The 23,448-nt window shown below is 43.7% G+C and carries 20 protein-coding genes; 9 read left to right on the top strand and 11 right to left on the bottom strand.

Going from position 1 to position 23,448, the window contains the following annotated elements; genetic code table 11:
- Positions 1–9: 9 nt before the first annotated feature.
- A complete protein-coding gene (locus AC07M6_RS08465) occupies positions 10–717 on the top strand; it encodes an SRPBCC family protein (RefSeq protein WP_494888571.1) in 708 nt (235 codons plus the stop codon).
- Between the two features lie 262 nt (positions 718–979).
- Here the strand turns inward: AC07M6_RS08465 and AC07M6_RS08460 are convergent, their stop codons facing one another.
- Both AC07M6_RS08460 and AC07M6_RS08455 read right to left on the bottom strand, forming a co-directional pair.
- A complete protein-coding gene (locus AC07M6_RS08460; protein WP_494888570.1) occupies positions 980–2,254 on the bottom strand; it encodes an alkaline phosphatase family protein in 1,275 nt (424 codons plus the stop codon).
- A 57-nt stretch (positions 2,255–2,311) separates the two neighbouring features.
- Complete coding sequence (locus tag AC07M6_RS08455) at positions 2,312–2,830, bottom strand: GNAT family N-acetyltransferase (RefSeq protein WP_494888569.1); 519 nt, start codon at positions 2,828–2,830, stop codon at positions 2,312–2,314.
- A gap of 150 nt (positions 2,831–2,980) precedes the next feature.
- On the opposite strand from AC07M6_RS08455, the gene AC07M6_RS08450 reads away from it, so the two are divergent.
- Together AC07M6_RS08450 and AC07M6_RS08445 are read left to right on the top strand one after the other, a co-directional pair.
- On the top strand, positions 2,981–4,648 hold the full coding sequence (locus AC07M6_RS08450) for an ArnT family glycosyltransferase (RefSeq protein ID WP_494888568.1): 1,668 nt from the start codon (positions 2,981–2,983) through the stop codon (positions 4,646–4,648).
- Between the two features lie 13 nt (positions 4,649–4,661).
- Positions 4,662–5,270, top strand: coding sequence for an FMN-binding negative transcriptional regulator (locus AC07M6_RS08445; protein ID WP_494888567.1), 609 nt, complete (start codon positions 4,662–4,664; stop codon positions 5,268–5,270).
- Between the two features lie 15 nt (positions 5,271–5,285).
- Here the strand turns inward: AC07M6_RS08445 and AC07M6_RS08440 are convergent, their stop codons facing one another.
- Positions 5,286–6,545: a cation:proton antiporter gene (locus AC07M6_RS08440; protein WP_494888566.1), complete on the bottom strand. Its 1,260-nt coding sequence runs from the start codon at positions 6,543–6,545 to the stop codon at positions 5,286–5,288.
- A gap of 62 nt (positions 6,546–6,607) precedes the next feature.
- A complete protein-coding gene (locus tag AC07M6_RS08435) occupies positions 6,608–7,528 on the bottom strand; it encodes an MBL fold metallo-hydrolase (RefSeq protein ID WP_494888565.1) in 921 nt (306 codons plus the stop codon).
- Between the two features lie 176 nt (positions 7,529–7,704).
- On the opposite strand from AC07M6_RS08435, the gene AC07M6_RS08430 reads away from it, so the two are divergent.
- Both AC07M6_RS08430 and AC07M6_RS08425 read left to right on the top strand, forming a co-directional pair.
- Positions 7,705–7,941 (top strand): hypothetical protein, encoded by a 237-nt coding sequence (locus tag AC07M6_RS08430; RefSeq protein ID WP_494888564.1) that lies wholly within the window; start codon positions 7,705–7,707, stop codon positions 7,939–7,941.
- Positions 7,942–7,959: 18 nt separating this feature from the next.
- Positions 7,960–8,910, top strand: a complete 951-nt coding sequence (locus AC07M6_RS08425; protein ID WP_494888563.1) for an aldo/keto reductase — start codon at positions 7,960–7,962, stop codon at positions 8,908–8,910.
- An 80-nt stretch (positions 8,911–8,990) separates the two neighbouring features.
- Here the strand turns inward: AC07M6_RS08425 and AC07M6_RS08420 are convergent, their stop codons facing one another.
- Both AC07M6_RS08420 and AC07M6_RS08415 read right to left on the bottom strand, forming a co-directional pair.
- Positions 8,991–9,800, bottom strand: a complete 810-nt coding sequence (locus tag AC07M6_RS08420; protein ID WP_494888562.1) for a hypothetical protein — start codon at positions 9,798–9,800, stop codon at positions 8,991–8,993.
- Positions 9,801–10,284: 484 nt separating this feature from the next.
- Positions 10,285–11,298 carry an exonuclease domain-containing protein gene (locus AC07M6_RS08415; protein WP_494888561.1) on the bottom strand — a complete coding sequence of 338 codons (1,014 nt, stop codon included), beginning with the start codon at positions 11,296–11,298 and terminating at the stop codon, positions 10,285–10,287.
- 113 nt (positions 11,299–11,411) lie between these two features.
- On the opposite strand from AC07M6_RS08415, the gene AC07M6_RS08410 reads away from it, so the two are divergent.
- Both AC07M6_RS08410 and AC07M6_RS08405 read left to right on the top strand, forming a co-directional pair.
- The gene (locus AC07M6_RS08410; protein WP_494888560.1) at positions 11,412–13,385 is read left to right on the top strand and encodes a DUF3858 domain-containing protein; all 1,974 of its coding nucleotides are present in this window, start codon (positions 11,412–11,414) and stop codon (positions 13,383–13,385) included.
- Positions 13,386–15,296: a DUF3857 domain-containing protein gene (locus tag AC07M6_RS08405; RefSeq protein ID WP_494888559.1), complete on the top strand. Its 1,911-nt coding sequence runs from the start codon at positions 13,386–13,388 to the stop codon at positions 15,294–15,296. It begins immediately after the preceding gene.
- Here AC07M6_RS08405 and AC07M6_RS08400 read toward each other — a convergent pair.
- Positions 15,283–15,411: a hypothetical protein gene (locus tag AC07M6_RS08400; protein ID WP_494888558.1), complete on the bottom strand. Its 129-nt coding sequence runs from the start codon at positions 15,409–15,411 to the stop codon at positions 15,283–15,285. The genes AC07M6_RS08405 and AC07M6_RS08400 overlap by 14 nt on opposite strands.
- 26 nt (positions 15,412–15,437) lie before the next feature.
- Between AC07M6_RS08400 and AC07M6_RS08395 the strand changes: the two genes are divergently transcribed.
- Positions 15,438–16,226, top strand: a complete 789-nt coding sequence (locus tag AC07M6_RS08395; protein WP_494888557.1) for a TMEM175 family protein — start codon at positions 15,438–15,440, stop codon at positions 16,224–16,226.
- A 13-nt stretch (positions 16,227–16,239) separates the two neighbouring features.
- On the opposite strand, the gene AC07M6_RS08390 is transcribed toward AC07M6_RS08395, so the two are convergent.
- Genes AC07M6_RS08390 through AC07M6_RS08375 form a run of 4 tightly spaced genes read right to left on the bottom strand, consistent with a single transcriptional unit; the run spans position 16,240 to position 20,868 of the window.
- Positions 16,240–16,833 carry a DUF4199 domain-containing protein gene (locus tag AC07M6_RS08390; RefSeq protein ID WP_494888556.1) on the bottom strand — a complete coding sequence of 198 codons (594 nt, stop codon included), beginning with the start codon at positions 16,831–16,833 and terminating at the stop codon, positions 16,240–16,242.
- Positions 16,834–16,862: 29 nt separating this feature from the next.
- Entirely contained in the window at positions 16,863–17,531 is a 669-nt protein-coding gene (locus AC07M6_RS08385; protein WP_494888555.1) for a hypothetical protein, read from the bottom strand.
- A gap of 5 nt (positions 17,532–17,536) precedes the next feature.
- Entirely contained in the window at positions 17,537–18,787 is a 1,251-nt protein-coding gene (locus AC07M6_RS08380) for a dihydroorotase (protein WP_494888554.1), read from the bottom strand.
- A gap of 32 nt (positions 18,788–18,819) precedes the next feature.
- Positions 18,820–20,868, bottom strand: coding sequence for a BatA domain-containing protein (locus AC07M6_RS08375; RefSeq protein WP_494888553.1), 2,049 nt, complete (start codon positions 20,866–20,868; stop codon positions 18,820–18,822).
- Positions 20,869–21,021: 153 nt separating this feature from the next.
- Between AC07M6_RS08375 and AC07M6_RS08370 the strand changes: the two genes are divergently transcribed.
- On the top strand, positions 21,022–23,445 hold the full coding sequence (locus tag AC07M6_RS08370) for a TonB-dependent receptor (protein ID WP_494888552.1): 2,424 nt from the start codon (positions 21,022–21,024) through the stop codon (positions 23,443–23,445).
- Positions 23,446–23,448: the final 3 nt, after the last annotated feature.

Here is a 23,448-nt window from a genome sequence, read left to right as displayed (position 1 = left end):
TATTTTACTATGGAAGTACTTATTCAAAATATGGACAACGATACGCTGCCTAACAATCATATCAATTTAAAATGGCCCGAACGTTACGTATCCGTTATCAGCGGCGTTAAAGTTGGACTGTCGGGGTTCAGGCATTTATTCTCGCGACCATTTACCAGTATTTTAAAAATTGGCGCCGGCGGCTACCTGCTTAACCGCGGTATTACCGGGCATTGCGAATTATATGAAAAGGTTGGCCGTATAACTACCGACCCGGTACAAGTGTTTATTCGGACATCTGTGCTGGTAGGTAAACCCAAACTGGAAGTTTATGAGTTTTGGCGTAAGCTGGATAACCTGCCGCTATTTATGTCGCACCTGAAAAGTGTAGAATTATTGGATTATAACCGGTCGCGCTGGTCGTTAAAGCTGCCGGCAGATATTGCAGCCATATCCTGGGATGCAGAAATAACCCATGATGAGCCCGGCGACCTGATCGCCTGGGAATCGTTACCGGGCGCTAATTTGTATACATCGGGCAAAGTACGTTTTGTAGATACCCCCGAACCCGATACCACATTGCTGCATGTTGCCATTACTTACCAGCCCCCCGCAGGCGTTATCGGGGCCGGGATTGCGCATGTACTAAACCCCCTGTTCCAAAAAATGGTGGCCGATGATGTTCAGAATTTTAAGCGCTATATGGATCTGAGTAATGTGATTGAAGATACCCCCTAACCCCCTGAAGGGAGAGCAAATTAGCAACTCATTTCCCCTCAAGAATAATGGCTTATGAATAAACAGGGTGGAGATTTCCACCAAACGTTCCAATGGAACGTAACGGTTTTGCTTTACTTTCTACCAACCAGACATCCCTACGGGATGAGCAATACAACGCGTTCCGTAGGAACGTTTGGTTGGTAGCATAGCAAACAGGGTAATTTCTTTCGTTCCATAGGAACGTCTGGTGAATCTGTCTATTTCGGGACTATTACTCCCTTCAGGGGGTTGGGGGGCTCAGTATCTTATCAGCCACGGCAGGCGTTCCGTCTATTTTTTCGTTATACGTTAACCCCAGTATTTTGGTGATAATGGGATAAACATTCACGTTCTCAAACGATGGGATTACTAAATTCCTTTTAAAGTTTGGCCCCCAGGCATAAAAAACGGCGTGCATATCTATAATTTCACCCGGATCATAACCATGCGCGCCGGGATCAACATAGGCGCTGTTAAGTTTGAAGATGTGCGGGTAATGCGGCACCATCACCATATCGCCGATATGTTTATGCCAGTCGTCATTTTCGCCGTAATGCCACCTGGCCGGTACATTGCTTTTTAAATACACGTCATAATCTTTAGCTTCCTTTAACAACTGTCCGTAAGCTGTAGTAATAGCGGCCTCATGTCCTTTTTTGGCATATACGTTTACCAGGATGCCCTCGCCGGATGTAATTACAAAGTTGCCGGTATCCAGCGCTGCCGGGGTTTCGATCGGGTTTGTAGTTGGGATCAGCGACATCCCATGATCGGACAGAAAAATAAAATTCACATTCAGTCCGGTTTTATTAACAGCTTTTGTCAGCTCGTACACCGCCGAATCAATAAAACGGATAGCCTTGATCGTTTCAGGGGCATCAGGGCCTTTTTTATGGCTGACCTTATCAATTTCGGGAAAGTATATGGTGATCAGGTGAGGGCGCTTTTCAGCAGGCAGGCTTAACCAGTTTTGAACATCCTGTATACGATTGTGGATACTGATCTTTTCATTATAATGATAATAATAAGTTGGTAAAATACCCTTCTGCCCCGCTTCAGAACCTACCCAATAAAAACTGGCGGTTAACATTTGCTGCTGCCCGGCTAAAGTCCATAAAGGGGTGCCGCCATACCAAACCGCCTCGGTACTGGTATTACTTTTGGAATAATAGATTCTTCCCTGCCCGGGATCATAAAACCGGTTACTTACCAGGCCGTGATGCGATGGGTATAAACCCGTAACCAAGGTATAATGATTAGGAAAGGTAATGGATGGGAAAGATGGGATTAGTGATACGGCGCTTACGCCCTTTTTACTGAGTTGAAGCAGGTGTTCGGTATGATACTTTTGTGCATAATCATATCTGAAACCATCCGCCGATATCAGGATCACGTAGGGCTTTTGCTGCTGTTGCTTACTATTGTTCCGGGTATGATCTATTTGCTGGGCGGTATCAATCTGGGCAAAACAAGTACCGACGAATAAACAAAACAGTACGCTAACAACAGCTTTCATAAACAAATCTTTCACTTGCCCCAATTTACAAATTAAGCCGTTAAAGACGATATGTTTTTATTGATCAATCAGGTTTTTTTCCATCACGATCAGTTCGATTGGGTTATGCGGGATACCAAATTTCTCTTCCGCATGAAAAGGCTGTACCTCTCCGGTTGCTTTATACCCCCTGCGCTGGTACCAGGCAATCAACTCGGCCCGGGTAGAAATTACCGTAATGCTGATGACGGGCAGATTGAGCCCTTTTGCAAAAACTTCAGCCTCGTGCAACAGTAAACGGCCAATGCCACCCGCCTGCATTTCAGGGTCGACAGAGAGCATGCCCAGGTACAGTTTATTGCCTTTGTTCTCTAAATATACCGATCCTTTAATCTCGCCATTATCGTCGGTATACTTTAATATGGCTACGCCGGGTGTATTCAGGTACCCGGCAATCGTTTCTTCATCTATACGGTTGCCGGCTAATAAATCGGCCTCGGTTGTCCAGCCTTTTTTAGAATGCTCTCCGCGATAAGCGGAATTAACCAATACATTTAATGCTGCAGTATCTGCAAGTGTAGCTTTAGTAACGGGCATGCTTTATAAAATGAACGCAAACGTAGCGGTTTTAAAACTAAACTCAAACATCTAAATCAAAAGCAGCGATATGGGCAATGCCATCTGTGGACTAAAATTATATTTATTAATATTGCAGGCAAAGGCGATCATCGCATCATTAACCGGCTTATGTTAAATAACACAAATCATAAAACACCAACAGGCTTGCTGTTCCTGTTTTTATTGGCCGTTTTTGTGAACCTGTATACTATTAATATCGCGTTCTTTACGGATGACCCCGGGCTTTATGCATCCATAGCCAAGCAACTAATCTATAAACACAGTTTCTTCGGGCTTTATACTTACGGGCACGATTGGCTGGATAAGCCGCATCTCCCCTTTTGGTTCATCCTTGGCAGCTTTAAACTATTCGGCATCCATACCTGGACGTATAAACTGCCGGCCCTGCTTTGTTTTTTACTGAGCCTGTTGTATACCTGGCTGTTTACCCGGAAGTATTACGGACAGTTAACCGCTGTGATGGCCATATTAATGGTGAGTACCTCGCTGCATATCATGATGTCTAACACGGATGTGCGCGCCGAGCCTTATTTAATGGCCTTTATCATCGGCGCTATTTACCATATCGCCAACCTGCAGGATAGATTTAGCATCGTCCAGTTTGTTTTGGCAGCCCTGTTAACGGCATTTGCCATTATGACTAAGGGCATATTTGTTATTGTCCCTATTTACGGCGCTTTGGGCGGGCAATTACTGCTTCAAAAAAGATATAAGGAGATATTTCAGTTAAAGTGGATAGCGCTGGTGCTGCTCACCATTGTTTTTACCGCGCCCGAATTGTATGCGCTGTATATCCAGTTTGATCTGCATCCCGAAAAGGTGGTATTTAATAAACAGCATGTATCGGGCATTAAATGGTTTTTGTGGGACAGCCAGTTTGGGCGTTTCGCTAATGACGGGCCAATCACCCGGCCGGCCGGCGATGTTTTCTTTTTTATCCATACCCTGCTTTGGGCCTTTGCCCCCTGGTGCCTGTTGTTTTATTACGCGGCATTTAAATCGGTTAAAAAGATCTTTCAGGGCGTTAAACAGCCCGAATATTATAGCATTAGCGGGGGATTGATCTTATTGATCCTTTTCTCGGTATCAGGTTTCCAGCTGCCTTTTTACACCAATATCATATTCCCTCTGTTCGCCATAGTGACAGCCAACTTTTGCCGGCAGGAACTGACTAATAAAGCAGAACAGATTTTCCGTTCAATAGCGCAATGGGTTTATATTATCGCGTTCCCGTTGGTTATTATCGCCCTGCACTACTTTCTGCAACCGGGTATCAACTATCTTTTAGTGATAGATGCTATCGCTTTTGTAATTGCAATTGTGCTGATATTCAGAACAGGCCATACGCCACAGGTCCGTATTTTTATGCTCACCTGCGCGGTAATGCTGTTCACCGGTTTTTATGTAAACAGTACGCTATATCCAGTTATTGTTGCGGATAAAGGGCAAATAAAAGCCGCCGAAAAAGTAAACGCTACTATCCCGCCGGATACTGCCGTGTATTCGTTAAGGGATCAGAACAACGTTTTCCAGTTTTACTGCAACCGGCCGGTTAAGCTGATCCCGTTTCAAAACTTCGCGACTACGTCATCAGAAAAAAAGGCTGTTTTTTATGCCGATCAGGAGATCATTAATTACTTCGCGCAGCAGCGGATCCCGTTCAATATCGTATGGTATGGGTTGGATTATCCGCAGGAAAATATTTTGCCGGCTTATATTAACAGTAACACCAGGGCCGGTACCTTGCAAATGGTATATTTAATTAGCAAACCATAACCTGTAATATAGTATGTATATCCCTAAACATTTCCAGGCTAATGATCATGCAGAAATCGTCAGCTTTATGCAGCGGTATAGCTTTGCCACGCTGGTTACATCGCAAAACAACTATCCTGAAGCTACCCATCTGCCTTTTTTAATTGAACAACAAGGTGATAGCCTGATCCTCTCCTCGCATTTTGCCAGGGCTAACCCACAGGCCGCGGATATTGAGGCCGGTACAGCGTTAGTGATATTTACCGAACCACATGCCTACATCTCCCCCACCAATTACGAACGCGAATTAAATGTACCAACCTGGAATTATATAGCTGTACATGCCTACGGAAAAGCAAAAATTGTGCACAATGAAGACCAGCAATTGGCGGTGCTGGAAAAAATGGTGCGCTTTTATGATCAGGCCTATATCCAACAATGGGAAAACCTGCCCATGGATTATAAGCTAAAAATGATTAAAGGCATTGTAGCGTTTGATATCACCATAACCGATCTGCAAGCCAAAAAGAAGTTAAGCCAAAACAGGACCGATCAGGAGAAAGAACATATCATCAGTAGTTTAAAAAACAGTCCTGATGCTAATGAACAGGAAATTGCGGCTTATATGCAGGCCAATTGTTGATCCCATTGAGCGAACTTACTTTTTAACATCCGGATGCTCGGCCTTGTAAGCCGAATTGATGACGCGGTTGAGTGTAAGGCCTTGTATGATGATAGAGAATATCACGATAAAATAAGTGCCGGCCAGTATCAGCTCGCGGTATTTGGTATGGGGTAAGGATAAAGCCAGTGCAATGGAAATACCACCACGCAACCCCGCCCAGGTAAGGATCTTTACGTTGCTGTAATTTAGGTTTAAGGTCCGTTTTAAAAAGCTGAGCGGTATAGCTATGCTGGCCCAGCGTGCCGCCAGTATTAACACGATGGCCAGGGTGCCTGTCATCCAGTAATTATTCAGGAAGGGGAAGTTTACCATTTGCAGGCCTATCATTACAAACAGGATGGTATTCATCAATTCATCAACCAATTGCCAAAAGCGCTCCAGCGCCTGGTGCGAGTGCTCGTTATCGTCCAGGTTAATAGATCTGTTACCGGCAAACAAACCCGCCGATACAACCGCCAGCGGGATAGATAAATGAAAATAGGTAGCCACTAATGATATACCCATTACCAGCGATAAGGATACCAGTACAATGGTTTGAAAATCTTTAATAGAGCGCATCAGCCTGAATGCTAGATAACCGAAGATAACCCCTAAGGCTATACCCCCAAAAACCTCGCGTATAAATAATACAACGGCATTCCCAAAATCAATATGGTTCACCCCCGACTCGGTGATCTCCAGCAAGGTGATAAACAGCACCAGTCCCACACCGTCGTTAAACAAAGACTCGCCCGATATAATTGTTTCCAGATGGGTTGGTAAGCGGGAATTTTTTATAATGGCGCCTATCGCTACCGGGTCTGTCGGCGAAACAAGGGCGCCAAATAACAAGCAGTAAATTAATGGTACGTAAATATGGAATAGCGGCGCGATATAGTAGAACAGCGTGCCGAATATGGCGGTAGATACAATTACGCCTATGGTACTTAACAACAACACAGGGCGCATTTCTTTTTTCAGCCTTTTTACATTGAGGTTAAACGAACCGGCAAAAAGCAAAAAGCCCAGCATAATATTTAATACCGTGCGCGAAAAATTGATATTCTTAGCTAATACCGTAAGGTATTTTGCGGCGTGCGGGTTCAGCTGGTCGACAATGAGTACAATAATTGAAACCCCGATAGCCAGGGAAATAATGCCGATGGTGCCCGGCAGCTTAAAAAACCGCGCATTGATATAGGAATAAGTAGCGCTGATAATAACCAGTAAGGCAATAATAAAAAAAAGATCCATGCTTAAAAAAATCGCTGCAAAGTATAAATAATATAGAGTAAAGCAAGCACGTGTTGTGCCAACTACCGTTTGCTCATTTGCCTTACTATCATCAGCCCGGCAATGGCCCCTACCAATACTGCTCCGGCTTTAAATTTATTGCTGACTGCAAATGGCGGCACATAATAGGTACCTGTTTCATCTGCCGCGGCAGGTTTATTTACATACCTGCCGGTTGTTGGTACTGCTACAGTTTTAAAATTAGCGTTCAGGTCTTTAAGCGCTTCAATAGCTTCAGATCCGCGTATAACCGGCCCATGCCCGGCCGCTATGATACGGGGCTGTAATTCAGTTAGTTTACCGACTGATTGCTCGGCGGCTTCCCAATCGGTAGTTGAATACATGGGTGGTCCCGATAGTTTCTTCACTCCGCCCAGTATCGCAATGGCCGATTCGGCATGGGTAGTAGCCAGGGCATCGCCGGCTATTAATGTGGTATTTAATGGAAAAAACAAAGAAATATGGCCCGGCGAATGGCCCGGGGTAAATATTGGCCGCCATTCGGGCAGTTCGGCAATACCTTCTTCCATATCAATGGCTTTTACCTGGTCGCCAAGATCGATTGGCCTTTTATTAAAAAACACAGACAATAAGCTAAACAAACCATGCCCAACGCTTGGATCGGCAGGCGGATAAGCCGACTGTTTAGTCAAATAGGGCAATTCCAGCTGATGCGCGTATACGGGCACATCCCAATGTTTCAGCAACTCTTCTACCGATCCAGCATGATCTGAATGGCCATGTGTAAGTATAATGGCATTTGGCTGCGCACCTTTCCCAAAAATACTTTCTGCCATGGCAATAATCTGCTCGCCATATCCTTGCGGCCCTGTATCAACCAAAACCCAGCCTGTTGAGATCCCTTTACGGTTGGCGATCATGTACACATTCGCGAAAAATAATTTCATGCCCCATACACCCTGGGCTACCTGAAAATATTTCATAGTTCTTTTATATTTTAACTTATTGTTAACCAACAGGATTACAGCAGTATAGTTTTAATACAATATCAACATCACCTTAAAAAACAATTAACAATAAGTATTTAATTAACATCAACATGGTAAATGCTTTAAACACAAACCGGGTTATGGTGTTATCCCTGTACAAATAACATATTATGAAAACACCTATTGATGTTACCCTAACCGGTTCGGACAGCCCTATTGAAGGCATTGCCTCCCCTATTGATCACACAGGATATCGTAACGCTTATGAGTTTTTATCGACCGATGAAACGCTGCATTTAGTAATAGTGCAGGATAACGATGGGCAGTGGCACCGGGTGGCCGGTACCGAGCCTTATTTGGGAGGCTGGGTTGATGAACTGGCCGAACAGGTTTCTGTTTTACGATGATAGATTTATATTTAGCCCATGGAAAAACGTGAATTAGGCAAAACCGGGATCGGGGTTAGTCCGCTGATGTTTGGCGGCAATGTTTTTGGCTGGACAGTTGACGAGGCCGCATCGTTTAAATTATTGGACGCGTTTACCGATGCTGGTCTTAATTTTATTGATACCGCCGATGTGTATTCCCGCTGGGTACCGGGCAATAATGGCGGCGATTCTGAAATGATCATCGGCAAATGGTTTAAACAAAGCGGTAAGCGCGATAAGGTAGTATTGGCTACAAAAGTGGGCAAGGATATGGGCGACGGTAAAAAAGGCCTGGCAGCAGCTTATATTAAACAGGCTGTGGAAGATTCGCTGAAGCGATTGCAAACGGATTATATTGATCTGTACCAATCGCACGATGACGACCCGAATACCCCTTTTATAGAAACGATGGAAGCCTATAGCCAGTTGATAAAAGAAGGCAAGGTACGGGTGATCGGCGCATCCAATTATAAGGCCGGCCGCTTGGCCGAGGCATTACAGGTAAGCGCCAGTAATAATTTGGCGGCTTACCAAACCCTGCAACCCGAATATAACCTGTATCAGCGCCAGGATTACGAAACCAACCTGGAACCGCTTTGCCTGGAACGCGGCTTGGGAGTTGTCCCCTTTTATTCCCTGGCGAGCGGCTTTTTAACCGGTAAATACCGTTCGGAAGCCGACTTTAGCAAAAGCAAGCGTGGCGGTGGTATAGCCAAATACCTGAACGAGCGTGGTTTTAAGATACTGGCCGCGCTGGATCAGGTAGCCGACCAATACCATACCACCCAAGCCAGCGTTGCCTTAGCCTGGTTAATGGCACGACCGGGCATTACAGCCCCTATTGCCAGTGCCACCAATATTGATCAATTGAATGAATTGATCAGTGCCACGGAATTGAATTTGAGCGCAGAAGCGATTGGAGTATTAAATGAAGCAAGCAACTATTAAGCAATAAACATTTTTATTATAAACAAAAAATGCCGCCCATAAACCAGGCGGCATTTATCATATATGTTGGGTTGGTAATATTAGTTACGTACGGGCCTTCCAAAATTCCCCCTGTCCTGCACTACAGCCATTTTGTTGGCAGTATAACGTTCGCCGCTGTTATTGTTACCGCGGTCCTGGCCGCCCTGGCGATTGCTGGGCTGACTGTTATTGTCGCCTCCCCTGTTTTGCCCGTTATCACGGTCCCCCTGGTTTCTGCTCGGGTTTTGCTGGTTACGGTCCCCTTGATTTTGACCGGGTTGGTTATAGCCTCCCTGGTTACGGCCCGGGTTTTGCTGGTTACGATCCCCTTGGTTTTGACCGGGTTGGTTATAGCCTCCCTGGTTACGGCCTGGGGTTGATTGGTTGTAACCACCCTGGTTACGGTCATCACGTCTGTCGTTTCCACGGTTTTGGTTCCAGTCGCGGTTACCATATTGGCCACGGTCGTTATAATTACGGTCCCTGTTTGGGTATGCCCTTGCATAGTAATCGTTACGGTTGCTGTATCCGCCAAATTTTCCGCGGTAAACATTGTGTTGCATATATGGGCGGTTACCGCGTATCTCGTAACGCCTTGCACTTCTCCAGTTAAAATCATGGTACCTGCCGGGTAAGTAAGCAGCCGAGATCCAGCGGTCGCCATCCTGATAATAATAACATTGTTCGCCTACGCTATAATAAGCTTCTACTTCAGGCAGATAATAGTAATCATCATATACCGGTTGGTTCACTATTACAGGCTGAGGATTACCTAAGTGTAAATTTATACGGATACCAAGTTGTGCGTCAGCGGTTTTTAAACCTAAACCACCCATCACCAAGGCCGACATTAATATGAACTTTTTCATTTTTTTAAGTTTTAGTTTTTATACATTAATAGACGGCAGGTGTACCTAATGGTTTAATCGATTATTACTATTAGTTCTGTTTCATCTAAATTTCATAAAACTATATTCTGTATTATTTAAATTAATCGAAATAATATATTTAAATTTATGACTATCGCACGTGAATATTTTATAAAATACGGTTTAAGGCAGGCTAAGCAGAATTAAATTTTTTTGGGGATATATCGATGATTCTTTGCATTGATTATTACCGGCAGGGTAAGCACGGAATTGCCGCAAAGCATACTATGCAACAATCACATCAACATATAGCTATGTAAACTGAGTGGTATAAAACAATGCACCTGTATGCTTAAATAACCGGGCAGGTTATATCCACAGGGCAAAATGATATAAAGATGGCGGAGAACCTACTATTAAAGAAGTAATCCAATAGTAATCTAAATTAAGGAAGCGCCTGCTGGTATCTCAGCAACACCCTTCCTTAGCCTTTTTTAAACTTGTCGGCTAACTGCTTCAGCATGTCGTCGTTAACAGGCTTGGCTGGTTCTTTATCCTCGCGCTTAAAGGGTTTTTGCTGGTAGTTATTATTGTTTTTAAAATCTTTTTTCGGCGGTATAACCGGGCTCTCATTTTTAGTTGCTTCAACAGCCGGCTTTGACTGTGCAGGGCGCGCCTGCCTTTCGGCCTGACGTTTGGCATTCCAGCGGTTGTATATGGCTTCCAGCTGGCGTTTGGTATACAAAGGAAAATCACCCTGCATCATCCACGAATAATAGCTGGGTTCGATATTAAATACATCCTCAACCTTTTTACCCTTGTGCTTGCCAAAATTAAACAGTTCTTCACCCTCGTCATTATAAACCATGCGGCCGGCAAAATCAACCGTGCGGTTAAGGTTAGTGAATTTATGCAAGGCTTCTACGTCTCCCACAACAGGGATGCTGCGCTTGCCTTGTTTATCTTCCCATTCGGTTAGTTCGTATTTGGCTATCTGGGCCAGCAATACCTCCATAGTTGCCCGGGTATCCGCTTCGGCAGAGTGCGCGTTAATAATATCTTTTTGGCAATAAAACTGGTACGCTGCCTTAAGGGTACGCTGCTCCATCTGGTGAAAGATATTCTGTACGTCAACAAAATGGCGGTTTTCCAGGCTAAAGTCAACACCGGCGCGCATAAACTCTTCCATCAGCATAGGGATATCAAACTTATTGGAATTATATCCGGCAAGGTCGCTTTCGCCTATAAACGCCGCTATTTCTGCTCCTATGGCTTTAAATAAAGGTTCGTTCTGGATATGCTCGTCATAAATGCCATGTATCAGCGACGATTCGAACGGGATCGGCATTCCGGGGTGTACCCGCCATGTTTTTACCTCTTCGCTCCCATCAGGGTGAAGTTTAATAACAGATAGTTCAACAATTCGGTCGGCGCCGATATTGATCCCGGTAGCTTCAATATCAAAAAATGCGAGAGGTCTTTTTAATTTTAATTTCATCAGCAGTACAAAGGTCTGCAAAAGTATGCACAATACGGACTGTTATTTTTCGATATTTTTTTTATTTGACTAACAATTGATAACTTAATGCCCAATATCACAATTTACTTTTAATGAAAAAAATTCTCCTATTATTCACGCTTTCTATCTCACCTGCAATACTTTGGGCACAGGATTTTGCATTTGGCCAATACAGTTTAGATGAAATGAACATGCTGAAGTACGATAAAGACACCTCTGCCCACGCGGTTGTGTTAAAAGAGTTTGGCAAAACATGGCTTAGCAGCGGCGATAACATCCCCCTGGTACATGAATATCATGCTAAAATAAAGATCTTCGATAACCAGGCATTCGGGCAAGGCACCATTGAAATCCCTATTTATAAACTGGATAATAACCGGTATGAAGAAGTAACGCAGATTGAAGCGGTTACTTATTATAAAGATGATAACGGCCTGGTGCAAAAAGCCGAGCTTGATCCTAAAAACATATTTCATGAAAAGAAAAATAAGTACTGGGATATCGTAAAATTCACCCTGCCAAACCTGCATAAAGGTTGTGTTATTGAGTATAAATATCACCTGGAAACCCCGCTGCGCTTCAATTTCAAAACATGGGTTTTTCAATCGGATATCCCCAAAATATATTCGGAGTATGAAGCGCATATACCTGCTATATACATCTATAATGTAGCGCTTCGGGGGCCCTATAAGCTAACTAAAAACCCCGCTGTATTAGAGCCGGAGTGCTTTTCGCCAGGTGGTGGTATCAAGTGCGATTGCTCTAAAATAAGCTATATTATGGCCGATATCCCCGCGTTTATTCCCGAGGACTATATGACGGCGCAAAAAAACTTCATGTCTGCTATTTACTTTGAGCTGTCCGAGTATACCGATCTCAATACCGGAGCTAAAATGAAAGTGACCAAGGAATGGAAGGATATTGATTATGACATGAAACATGATGACTCTTTTGGTGGCCAGATTAAAAAAAGCGGCTTAATGAAAGACCGCATCCAAACAGTAATTGCCAGTAAAACCGACGAACTTTCAAAAGCGAATGCCATATACAGTTTTATTCAAAAAACCTATAAGTGGAATGGTTTTTTTAGCATTTACAGCGAAGACGGCATTAAAAAAGCGCTGGACAACCATTCGGGCAGTATAGCCGATATCAATTTATCGCTGGTGGCGGCTTTAAACGCGGCCGGTATCAGTACAGAAGCCGTACTCCTATCAACCCGCGAGCATGGACTGATCAACAAGCTATATCCCATTGTAACCGATTTTAATTATGTAGTTGCCAAAGCTAATATTGGCGATAAAAGCTATCTACTGGATGCCACCGATCCGCTGCTGCCGTTTGGTATGTTGCCTTTGCAATGTATAAACGATCAGGGCCGGGTAATGAATATGGATAAACCATCCTACTGGATAGATATGGTTGCGACCGAAAAAAAATCGAGGACATTTGCGCTCGACCTTACTTTACAGGATAATGGTAAGATAAAGGGCACTCTAATGAACTACTCGTTCGGGTACGCGGCACTGGATAAACGTAAGGCCATTAAAAAATTCAACTCGGTTGATGAATATGTGGAGGATCTGGACAACAGGTTGAAAAAAATAAAAATATTAAAATCGGACATACTTAACCTGGATAGCCTGGAAAAACCCTTGTCAGAGAAGTATGAGATTGAATTTGATGCGCCAACTAATATGAGCAGTAACCGCATCCCATTCAGCCCGTTCTTTATGGACAGGATAACTGAAAACCCATTTAAATTACAGGAACGCAATTACCCGGTTGACCGGGGGGCTATGTACAATGATAAATATATTTTAACCCTGCACTTGCCTAAGGAGTACGCTGTAGAAACGATGCCGCAAAATGTTGCTTTGGCGATGCCTTTAGAAGGGGGCCGTTTCCTGGTGACTTATGCGCGTATTGAAGACGGACTAACCGTTTCGAGTATGACACAGTTCAACCGATCGGTTTATACGCCCGAAGAATATCCATACCTGAAAGAAATGTTTAATAAAATTATACAGGCCGGAAGTGCAGAAATTGTTTTGAAGAAGAATTAGATGAAAGCCTTGATTTTAACAGCGGGTATTTGCCTGCTGAGTATAATGGGTAAAGCCCAGCAAAACTACGATGCCGCCCTGATACCCAAACCGTTGCTGGCTTATTCCAGCGCGGTAGTGCGTTATAGCGATGAAGAAATTGAGGTAAAGGACTTTGATAATACCATCTATCATATTAAAGAAGCAGTCACCATCTTAAACAAAAATGGCGATAAGCATGCCGCCATATCAATCTGGCATAATAAAAGCAATGTCATCAGATATGTTAAGGGCAGCGTATACAATGCCGATGGTAAACCGGTGAGCAAGTTTGCCGAAAAGGATTTTGAAGATGCCAGCGCGGCAAGCAACTCTTCGTTGTTTGAAGATTCGAGGGTTAAGCATTATCAGCCGGCCATTATTGAATATCCTTATACGATAGAATATGAATACGAGGTGCGCTCTAAACAAACCCTCAATTTTTACGATTGGGAACCTAACCCGGGTACAGGCGTATCGGTAGAAAAAAGCCTGTTCTCGTTCACCAGCAAGCCCGATTTTAAGATCAATTATAAAGAGATCAACACACCTGCCAAAGCCGAGATCAGTACAGATGCAAAAGGCCTGAAAACTTATTCGTGGCACATGGAAAATCTAAAATCGGTTAAATACGAGCCCTTTAGCCCCAACCCCGAGCAATACTTAACCATGGTTAAAATAGCGCCCGAAAAATTTATGTACGAAGGCATCAGCGGAGCGTTCAGCAATTGGAATGAGCTTGGGAAATGGATCTACGATAAACTATTGCTAAACCGGGACGCGATATCTGCCGAAACAGCCGAACATATTAAAGAACTGACCGCCGGTATAAACGATCCTAAACTAAAGGCAAAAAAGATATACGAATACATGCAGCAAAAAACCCGCTATGTAAGCATACAGGTTGGCATAGGCGGGTATCAGCCTTTTTTAGCTTCGGATGTGGATAGATCAAGCTATGGCGATTGTAAGGCCCTGGTTAATTACACACACGCTTTATTAAAAACCGCCGGGATAGAATCATGGTATACCGTTGTAAAATCGGGATCGCGGAAGGAAAGCTTTATGACCGATTTTGCCAGCATGGATCAGGGCGATCATGTGATTTTATGCCTGCCGTTTAAAAATGACACTACCTGGCTGGAGTGTACCAGCCAAACCATACCCTTTGGTTTCCTTGGCGATTTTACGGATGACCGCTGGGTACTGGCCTGCACACCTCAGGGTGGTAAATTAATGCATACGCCACATTATCCTGCCGCTACTAATATTACCCGCCGCAAAGCCGATTTTGTTATTGATGATAAAGGTGAATTATCGGGCACCATGGTCACCGCTTTTTGCGGTACTGATTATGATACGCGCGACCGGTTTATTGATGAGGCTTATACCGAACAGCTTAAATCGATTAGAGAGGCCTACCCTATCAGTAATATGGATATTGAAAAGCTGGAATTTGTTAAGGCGAAAAATGCAGATGCCGTAACCACCGAAAATATAAAAATGAGGGCCCGGGAATTTGCTTCCCTTAATTCGGATAAGTATTACTTTAAGGTTAACCTGGCCAACCGCGGTAACCGCATACCCGATGAAATACGGAACCGAAGCACCAATGTTTATATTAACCGCGGTTATGTAGAGGAGGATGAGATCAGCTACCAGTTGCCGGCCGGTTACCAGCCCGATAAGCTGTTATTAAATGAATCCATCGCTAAACCATTTGGCAAGTTTACCGTAAGCATGCATTTAAACGGGCAGCAATTGGTTTACAAAAGGCGTTTTCAATTGAATGACGGTACTTATAACAAAGATAGCTATCAGGACCTGGTAGATTTTTACCAGGCTATGGCCGATGCGGATAGCTATACCATGGCCCTTGTTAAACGTAACTAAATATAACAATACCCAATATAATGCCTACTATCATTACGATATATAACAACAGCTCGTTTTGGGCGTAGCGCTTGTATTTGGTCCAGAAGGAATAATCTTGTTTCTTATTATCCATTTAACAAAAGTATTAAATTACACAGTATGAACGCGAACGAAGAGCAGGAAATAAAAAAAGAGTTTCAGTTAGAGCGGGTGATCCTTTTCAGCGATGCCGTATTTGCCATCATTATTACCATTATGGTAATTGAATTAAAATTACCGGAAAACATCCGGGAGATTTTTTCAAAATCATCTGAATTGACAGAACACGCGAAGGATGAAATATTAAAACATGCTTTAAAGGATGTGATACTTAAGTTTACGGGTTATTTGGTTACATTTTTTCTGGTTGCCCGTTTCTGGCTAAATCATTTAAAGATCTTCAGCTTTTTGAAAGATTACAACACTAAACTATTGGGATTAAACCTGTTCTTTTTGTTTAGCGTATCCATTTTCCCTTTTGGCGTAACCTTAATTACAGGCACCTTTCCGCAGGGTTCCAGGGCTTATGCCTGGGGAATGAGTATTTATATCACTATATTTTTCCTGAGCAGTTTAGCCCAATCTTTATTAATCCGTTACCTGGTGAAATACAAGGAAACCTTATGCTTTTCGCCTGATCGCATCGAAACGGTATTAAAATGGAAGTCTACAAAATTCATGCTGGCATCCATTGCGTTCTTTTTTGTGGTATTGATATTAGCTAACTATTTGGACCTTGAAGCCCAGTTATTTATTTATATCATTGTATTGTTTGGGATTGCGAACGGTATAGTGGCCAGGAGGCTTTACCCGGATGAGGTTGGAAATAACAAGCCTTTTTTATTAAGAATGTTCGCCGGAAGGCAAAAAAAATCCCGGGTAGCACAAGTGCCCCCGGGAGATGAATAATATTTTTTCAGTGTTAAGCCGTTGTGTCTAATTCATCAGGCACCGGCGCAAACATTGGCGGGTTCTTTTTAATAATAGCCGCAATGATCAGGTCGATAACTGCATAAAATAATAAGCCAAAACCAATCCCTGTCAGCTCATTTTTAAATGTTGGTTGAAGTTTAGCTTCAAATTCACCATTTTCAAACTGCTCGGTCATCTTATCAATTTTGCTTTGTTCCATGCCCATTTTGGTAAGGCGCTCGTTCAGTTTCTCTACTGTAGCATCCTTAATTTTAGTTGGCAATGATGGGTCAACAAACTTAAATAATACAAAACTGCATGCAGTGGTAATGAGCGTAATAAACAACGCGCTAATAATCAAACTGCGAAAAGCCTCCCCGAAAGTCCAGTAGCCTCCAACTTTTTTCCGTACGTCTATAGCCAAAACTACAATCAGGGCGATGATAATAGCAAAGGTTCCAAATTGAACAATCAAATTGGTGTAATACATTAACGGATCTATCAGGTAAAAAACAATAGTTAACGCTACGGAAACAGCGCCCACAATTAGTCCATTTTTAACCGATAGTTTATTAATTACCGCTTTTTTTTCTTCTTCTGCCATAATAAGGTTTTTTGTTTAGTGTGTATATTCTATTTAAAGTTAATTAATATTTTATATACGGCCATATCAAAATCTTTTTCAACCGCGTTATCTGCAACCAGTTTCTCCGTTTCGCCAAATGCTTCCGGATTTTGGAAAAAGGCCATCATGGGATAAAACAGGTCTTTCAATTCGGTATCGGCAGGCAGGTTTTTGGCCACCTTGGCTATTTCGGCCAGCGGGCTTTCCATCAGTATCTGGTTCTCTATCACCGGCTCATAAATGCTGTATTCGTCCTGAAACTCGTCATCATCAACCAAAAGGAATTCTTTCAGGTAATCTTCCAGTTCGGGTTCAATATCTTCGTCAATACATTCGGTAAGATACAATAGCAGGTTAAGCAGTTCGGTGCCACGGTCAAGCGTATCCTCTTCTATCGATTCCCATTCGGCGCTTTCCAGGTAATCATCTTCCAGCTTAATGGCGTCGGCGCTGAAAAAATTGATCATTAGCAGATCAAAGAAAATCTCGCGTAAAGCTTCAATTCCCGGTTCGCTGTCAAATGCAGCGTCAAGGTCATCCACTTTATCCAGGAACGGCTTGTCTGTAGAAAAAACGCCAATCAGCTTATCAATCATCGGCACAGCGTTAAAACTGCCATACTTTGAAAATGCACTTAACGACTCGCCAATGGCTGTCTGTATCTTTGGATCGATCATTTTTGTTATGATTTAAATACCTGGTTATTGTTACAAGTTAACAGCACTTTCCCGGTTAAGGTTTGCCCCATAAACGGTGAGTTGTACGATTTAGACTGGTTATTTTGTTTAGTAAACGTCCATCCGGCTTTGGTATCAAACACAATGATATTAGCCCTGGCGCCTTCCGCAACAACAGGTACATCGATATTCAATATCTTACGCGGATTGATCGCCATTTTTTGCACCACCTGATCAGCCGTTAAGCCCGATCTTAATACGATAGGCAGCGCGGTTTGCATCGCGATCATTCCGTACTCGGCTATCTCAAATTCCACATCCTTAAACTCCACTTCGTGCGGCGTGTGCTGGGATACAATGGCGTCGATGGTATTGTCGTTCAGTCCGGCTATCAGCGCGTCCACATCGCTTTGGGTGCGCAGCGGTGGCTTTACTTTGTATTGGCTGTCAAACCCCATCAGGGCCTCATCAGTGAGGCTTAAATGATGAGCGGCTACATCACAGGTGACGTTAAGGCCCCTCTTTTTCGCTTCGCTGATCAGTTCGACCGAACGTTTGGTAGATACCGTACTGAAATGGATAGGCGAACCCGTGTATTCTGCCAGGTAAAGATCGCGGGCTATCATCAGCTCTTCGGCCAGCGAGGGGATGCCTTTCATGCCTAATATGGTGCTCACCTCCCCTTCATGCACTTTGGCTTTGCCGGCTATAGCGGTATCTTCCGGATACGAAAAAACCAGGCCGTTGAAGCCCTGCGCGTATAACAGCGCCCGTTCCATTAGCCCGGCGTCCTGCACGGGGCGGTTACCATCTGTAAAAGCTTTGGCGCCGCTCAGGTACATATCGTACATCTCGGCCAGATCCTTGCCTTCGCGTTTTTGCGATATGGTGCCTAACGGATAAACATCAACCAAATTGTTTTTGGCTTTGTTTACCAGGTACTCCACTTCGGTTTTTGAATGGACTGGGTTCGAGTTCGGCATCAGGGCCAAGCCGGTAAAACCTCCCGCCGCCGCCGCTTTTGTACCGGTTTGCAGGTCTTCCTTAGTCTCCAGTCCCAACTCGCCAATGTTGCAATTCAGATCAAAAAAGCCGGGCGAAACATATTTCCCGCTGGCATCAAACACGTCATAATCGCTGGTAATGCCCGCGGCTATTTTGGTGATAACGCCTTTTTCAATTAAAATGTCGGCTTTTTGTTGATGGAACGGGGAGTTGGGGTCGATAATAGTTGCAGATGTGATAAGCAAATTCATAGTGGTTGCTTTATGCTGACAAAGGTAATCATTTATACCGTCACTGCGGCGCGTTGCTGGTCAACTTTATAATACCTGACCAATAATATTTCGGCAGCGATAAATATTAAGGCCAAAATTATACAAAGTTTCCATAATTGCAGGCCTATATTAATGCTGTTTAGTTCTGATTTTAAAGATGGCGTAGCGGCGTTAATAAAGTTCCCCTTAGGGGCCAGTTTTTTCAAGTCAGATTCGCTTAGATAGCTTAGGTCCGATTCTTTCCGATTATCGTTAAACGCTATTACGCTCAATACACTATCCTGTTTCTTCAACTCATAATTACCCGTTTCCTTTAACTGGTCGGATATAAACAGCAAGGTGCTTCCCTCCTGCTGGCGTGCATCCGGAATAATGCTGGTACTGCCTTTTACCAGTTTGGGCACTTGTTTTTCGTTCAGTTGGATACTGGGCGCTTCAATAGTTTCATCCTGACCTAAGGTATAAAACAGCGGCTGGTCGTGCCCGCTCAACAGGCCAATCCTAAACAACATGGGCAACAGCATGGCATGGCGCGGCAGGTTGCTGAATTCTTCATCTAAAGGTACTGCAGATACATACACCTGTCCCCGTCCGCTTTTATAAGCCGCGAAGAAGGGTTGATTACCCGGCAACTGCATCAGGTTTTCGCTGATACTACGTGCGGCGGAGCTTAGCTGGTAGTACTTTTTCACAACCGGCAGGTCGGGATTATCCGGCAATTGCTCAAATACATTCTTAAATACTTTACTCTGCACATTAATGGCCGATACTTTGGTATCCCCGGTAATTAATTTCTCCGGATAGGCAGCGTTTAATGGTTGTAACAGCGCCTGGTAGGTCTTCACATCCTCATCTGCCGATTGGAATACCACCAGCGACCCGCCCTTATCTACGTAAACCTTTAATTGCTGAGCTAAACCAGCTGATATCGCTTTAATATCGCTGATCACGATCATGGGGTAAGTGCTTAAACCGGCGTAATCTACATTGCCATCCTGCACATTGCTTACCACAAAAAAGTTATCGGTAGCAAAAGCTGCTTTCAGGAACGGGTTGCTGATCCCGCCGTTGATCAGTAATACCGGCATCTGGTTTTTTACATTAAACGTAAAATAGAATTGATTATCGTAGGTGACCGGATTATCCTGTAAAGTCAGTTCGCCCAATTGCCAGCCTGGCTGTAATCCCGAAAAGGATAAAGTATCGTTCTGCACCGCGCGGGGGCCTAAGCTAAAGCTGCCCAGGGCCTTTTGCGTTTTATTGATACTTAGTTTCAGGGGTACTTTATCCACCTTTTCATCGGCGTAGTTATGCAGGCGTACCACCAGTTTTTCGTTCTCATCCGGGCGGTGCACGGCGCTTAATAGCCATACCGAATCGATAGCCACATTGGGCAATTTATTTGCTTTCAGCTGAACCAGGTTCAGCGCGATGGTTGAATCAGAATTAACCACCCGTTGCTTGCTCATGTTAGTCTGAAAATCAGATAATATATATATCGAGGCAGTACCCGATTGGGCTTTAAGTAAACTTTGCTGGCGGTTGATGATCTGTTGTAAGGCACGGCTTTGCGGACTGATCTTTACGGCGTCTACCGCATCGTTAAACTCATCGCGACTTAGTAATCGCTGATGCTTACCTTCAAAATCCTGCGTAAGCAGCTGAAACCGGTCGTTTATACCATAAGTGGCCGCAATTTCCTTGGCGTGATGCTTGGCTTCGTCCAGCAGCGATCCTTCCTTACTTAGCGTTTGCATAGAATAGGAATTATCTACAAAAACACTCACCACCTGCTGCTTACCCACCGTTACCGACTGGTTTGCCGGGATAAATGGCTTGGCAAAAGCCAGCACTAAAAATAGCACCGCCAATAAACGCGCGGCCAGTATTAACCGTTCTTTCAAATTACGGCGCGATGCCTGCTGCTCCTGCAATTCTTTCAGGAATTGCACATTGCTGAAATACACTTTTTGATAACGCCTGAAATTGAACAGATGCACAATTACAGGGATGGCCAGAGCAGCCAACGCAAACAGGAAACCCGGATATAAAAAGTGCATATACAAATATGTAAATATTAGTTTAGGACTAAAATTTAATTTACATAACGTATTAAATTATTACAATTGATATCCGGAATAAAAATATGCGAAAACCACTTATTAAGAAGTACCTCAGCAAGCGCTGAATATTTAATTATATTAGCAGTAACCATGCGTGTTATAAAATCCCTTTCCCTGATCACCCTGTTGCTGTTTTCCATGCTCAGCTATGGCCAAACCCCGGCAGATTTTTCCCTGATTGTAGTTAACGAAAAAGCGCAACCCATTGAGGGCGCTACCGTAAAGCTGCTAAAAGCTAACCAGTTGGTAAAGGGGCTTGCCACTAATGCTAAAGGAATAGCCTTGTTTGAAAAGCTACAACCGGGAGCCTACCAGTTTTTAGTTAGCTATACCGCCTATAAACCACAAACTACTAAGGTTTATAACCTGCCATCGGCAATAGAAAGGGATACGATAAGGCTGCAGCCCCAAAATACTGTTTTGCAGGAAGTGAGCATTGTAACCCGTACCCCGCCTATTCAGCATAAGCAGGGCAAGGTGATACTGGATATGGAGGCATCTGTTACCAATACAGGTTTAACCGTGCTGGAGGTACTGGAAAAATCGCCGGGGGTAATAGTAGATAAGAATGGCGGCATTAGCTTGCAGGGCAAATCGGGCGTGCTGGTGATGATAGATGATAAACCAACCTACCTGTCGGGCCAGGACCTGAACGACATGTTAAGCAGTATGAATTCGTCTCAGGTGGCACAAATAGAATTGATTGCCAATCCTACAGCTAAATATGATGCAGCCGGCAATGCAGGCATTATCAATATCAAAACTAAGAAAACAAAGATGGTGGGTTTTAATGGCTCGTTCACTACATCGGCCGGGCAAGGCATTTATCCTAAAAGTAATAACAGCCTGGTGATGAATTACCGGGTAGGCAAAATCAACACCTTTTTTAATTATAACGTAAGCTATATACAATATCTCACCGATATTTACGCTTACCGGAAATACTATAATAACAATAATGCCATCACCGCTATATTAGATCAACCCTCCTACTTTAAAGGTTCACTTTTTAATAATACCGTTAAAACAGGGCTGGATTATTATGTCAGTCCAAAAACCACCATCGGCATTGCTCTGAGCGGTACCATTACCCCACGCAAAGGCGATAACAATTCTACCGCTACCTGGCTAAATAACAGCGGCGGGATTGATTCGGCTGTTGCTACAGCAAATCAAAGCAATAATCATTTTAAAAACGGGCTGATCAACCTTAATGTTAAACATATCCTATCAGCATCGCAGGATCTGTCCGCCGATTTTGACTGGTTACACTACGGTATTAATGCCAACCAGGATTATAACAACCACCTGCTTGCAGCCGGTGGGTACAACGAGTTATCCCGTTCGGATATCCCAACAACCATCAACATTATATCGGGCAAGGCCGATTATACATGGAAAAGCAAAAGCAACGAGGTGTTGCAACTGGGCATAAAGTCGTCACACAGCAGTACCGACAATACCGCCTTTTATGAAAACCTGAAGGGCAGCAATTGGGTGGTTGACAATACTAAAAGCAACCATTTTATTTACGATGAAACCATCAGCGCGGTTTACAGTTCGCTGGATAAAAAGTTTGGCAAGTTTAGCGCCCAGGCAGGTTTAAGGTACGAGTATACCAGCTACCATGCCCACCAGTTAGGCAATGCCATTCAAAAGGATTCGGCATTTTCGCGTAATTATGGCAATCTGTTCCCCAGTGGTTATGTCAGTTACCAGGCCGATACCGCCAACAGTTTTACCCTCACTATTGGCAGGCGTATTGACAGACCGGCATTTCAAAAATTAAACCCGTTCTACTTCATCATTAATAAGTATACCTATATGACGGGTAACGTTTACATTTTACCCCAATACAGCTTAAATTTTGAGTTGAGCCATCAATACAAAAGCTGGCTAACCAATACGGTATCGTACAGTAACATCCAAAACTATTTTTCGCAGATATTTTTAGAAGATGCCAGCAAAGGGATATTGTTGTATACCCAGGGCAATGTTGGCCATACCTTTAATATCGGGCTCTCCAGCATGGCTATAGTTTCGCCGGCAAACTGGTGGTCGCTTACTGCGCAGGCCATTTATAATCACAAGCAGATGAGAGGGTTTAATGGTAATAACTACACTTCAACTATAGATCAGCTGAACATGAATGTGAGCAACCAGTTCACCTTATCTAAAAAATACACGGCCGAAATATCAGGCTTGTACACTACCCGCTCACGGATCGATCTGCAGGAACTGGTTTATCCATCAGGGCAATTATCCTTAGGCATAGCCCGGCAGGTATTGAGCAAAAAAGGCACACTTAAACTCACCTACCGCGATGTTTTTTATACAGTAGCCTACGAGGGCCTGACGCAATTCCCAAACGCTACCGAATACTTTAAGCTAACACGCGATACCAGAGTAGCTACATTGTCGTTCACCTATCGTTTTGGTAAGGCATACAAAGCTGCTAAAAGGTCTGATGGCAGCGCGGGAGATGTGATTCAACGGGTGGGAAATGGGTCGTAGCAG

It is taken from the genome of Mucilaginibacter sp. GW821-FHT07H05, assembly GCF_059418485.1.
The sequence above is the reverse complement of the archived record's forward strand: the minus strand, read 5'-3'. Positions and strand labels throughout refer to the sequence as shown.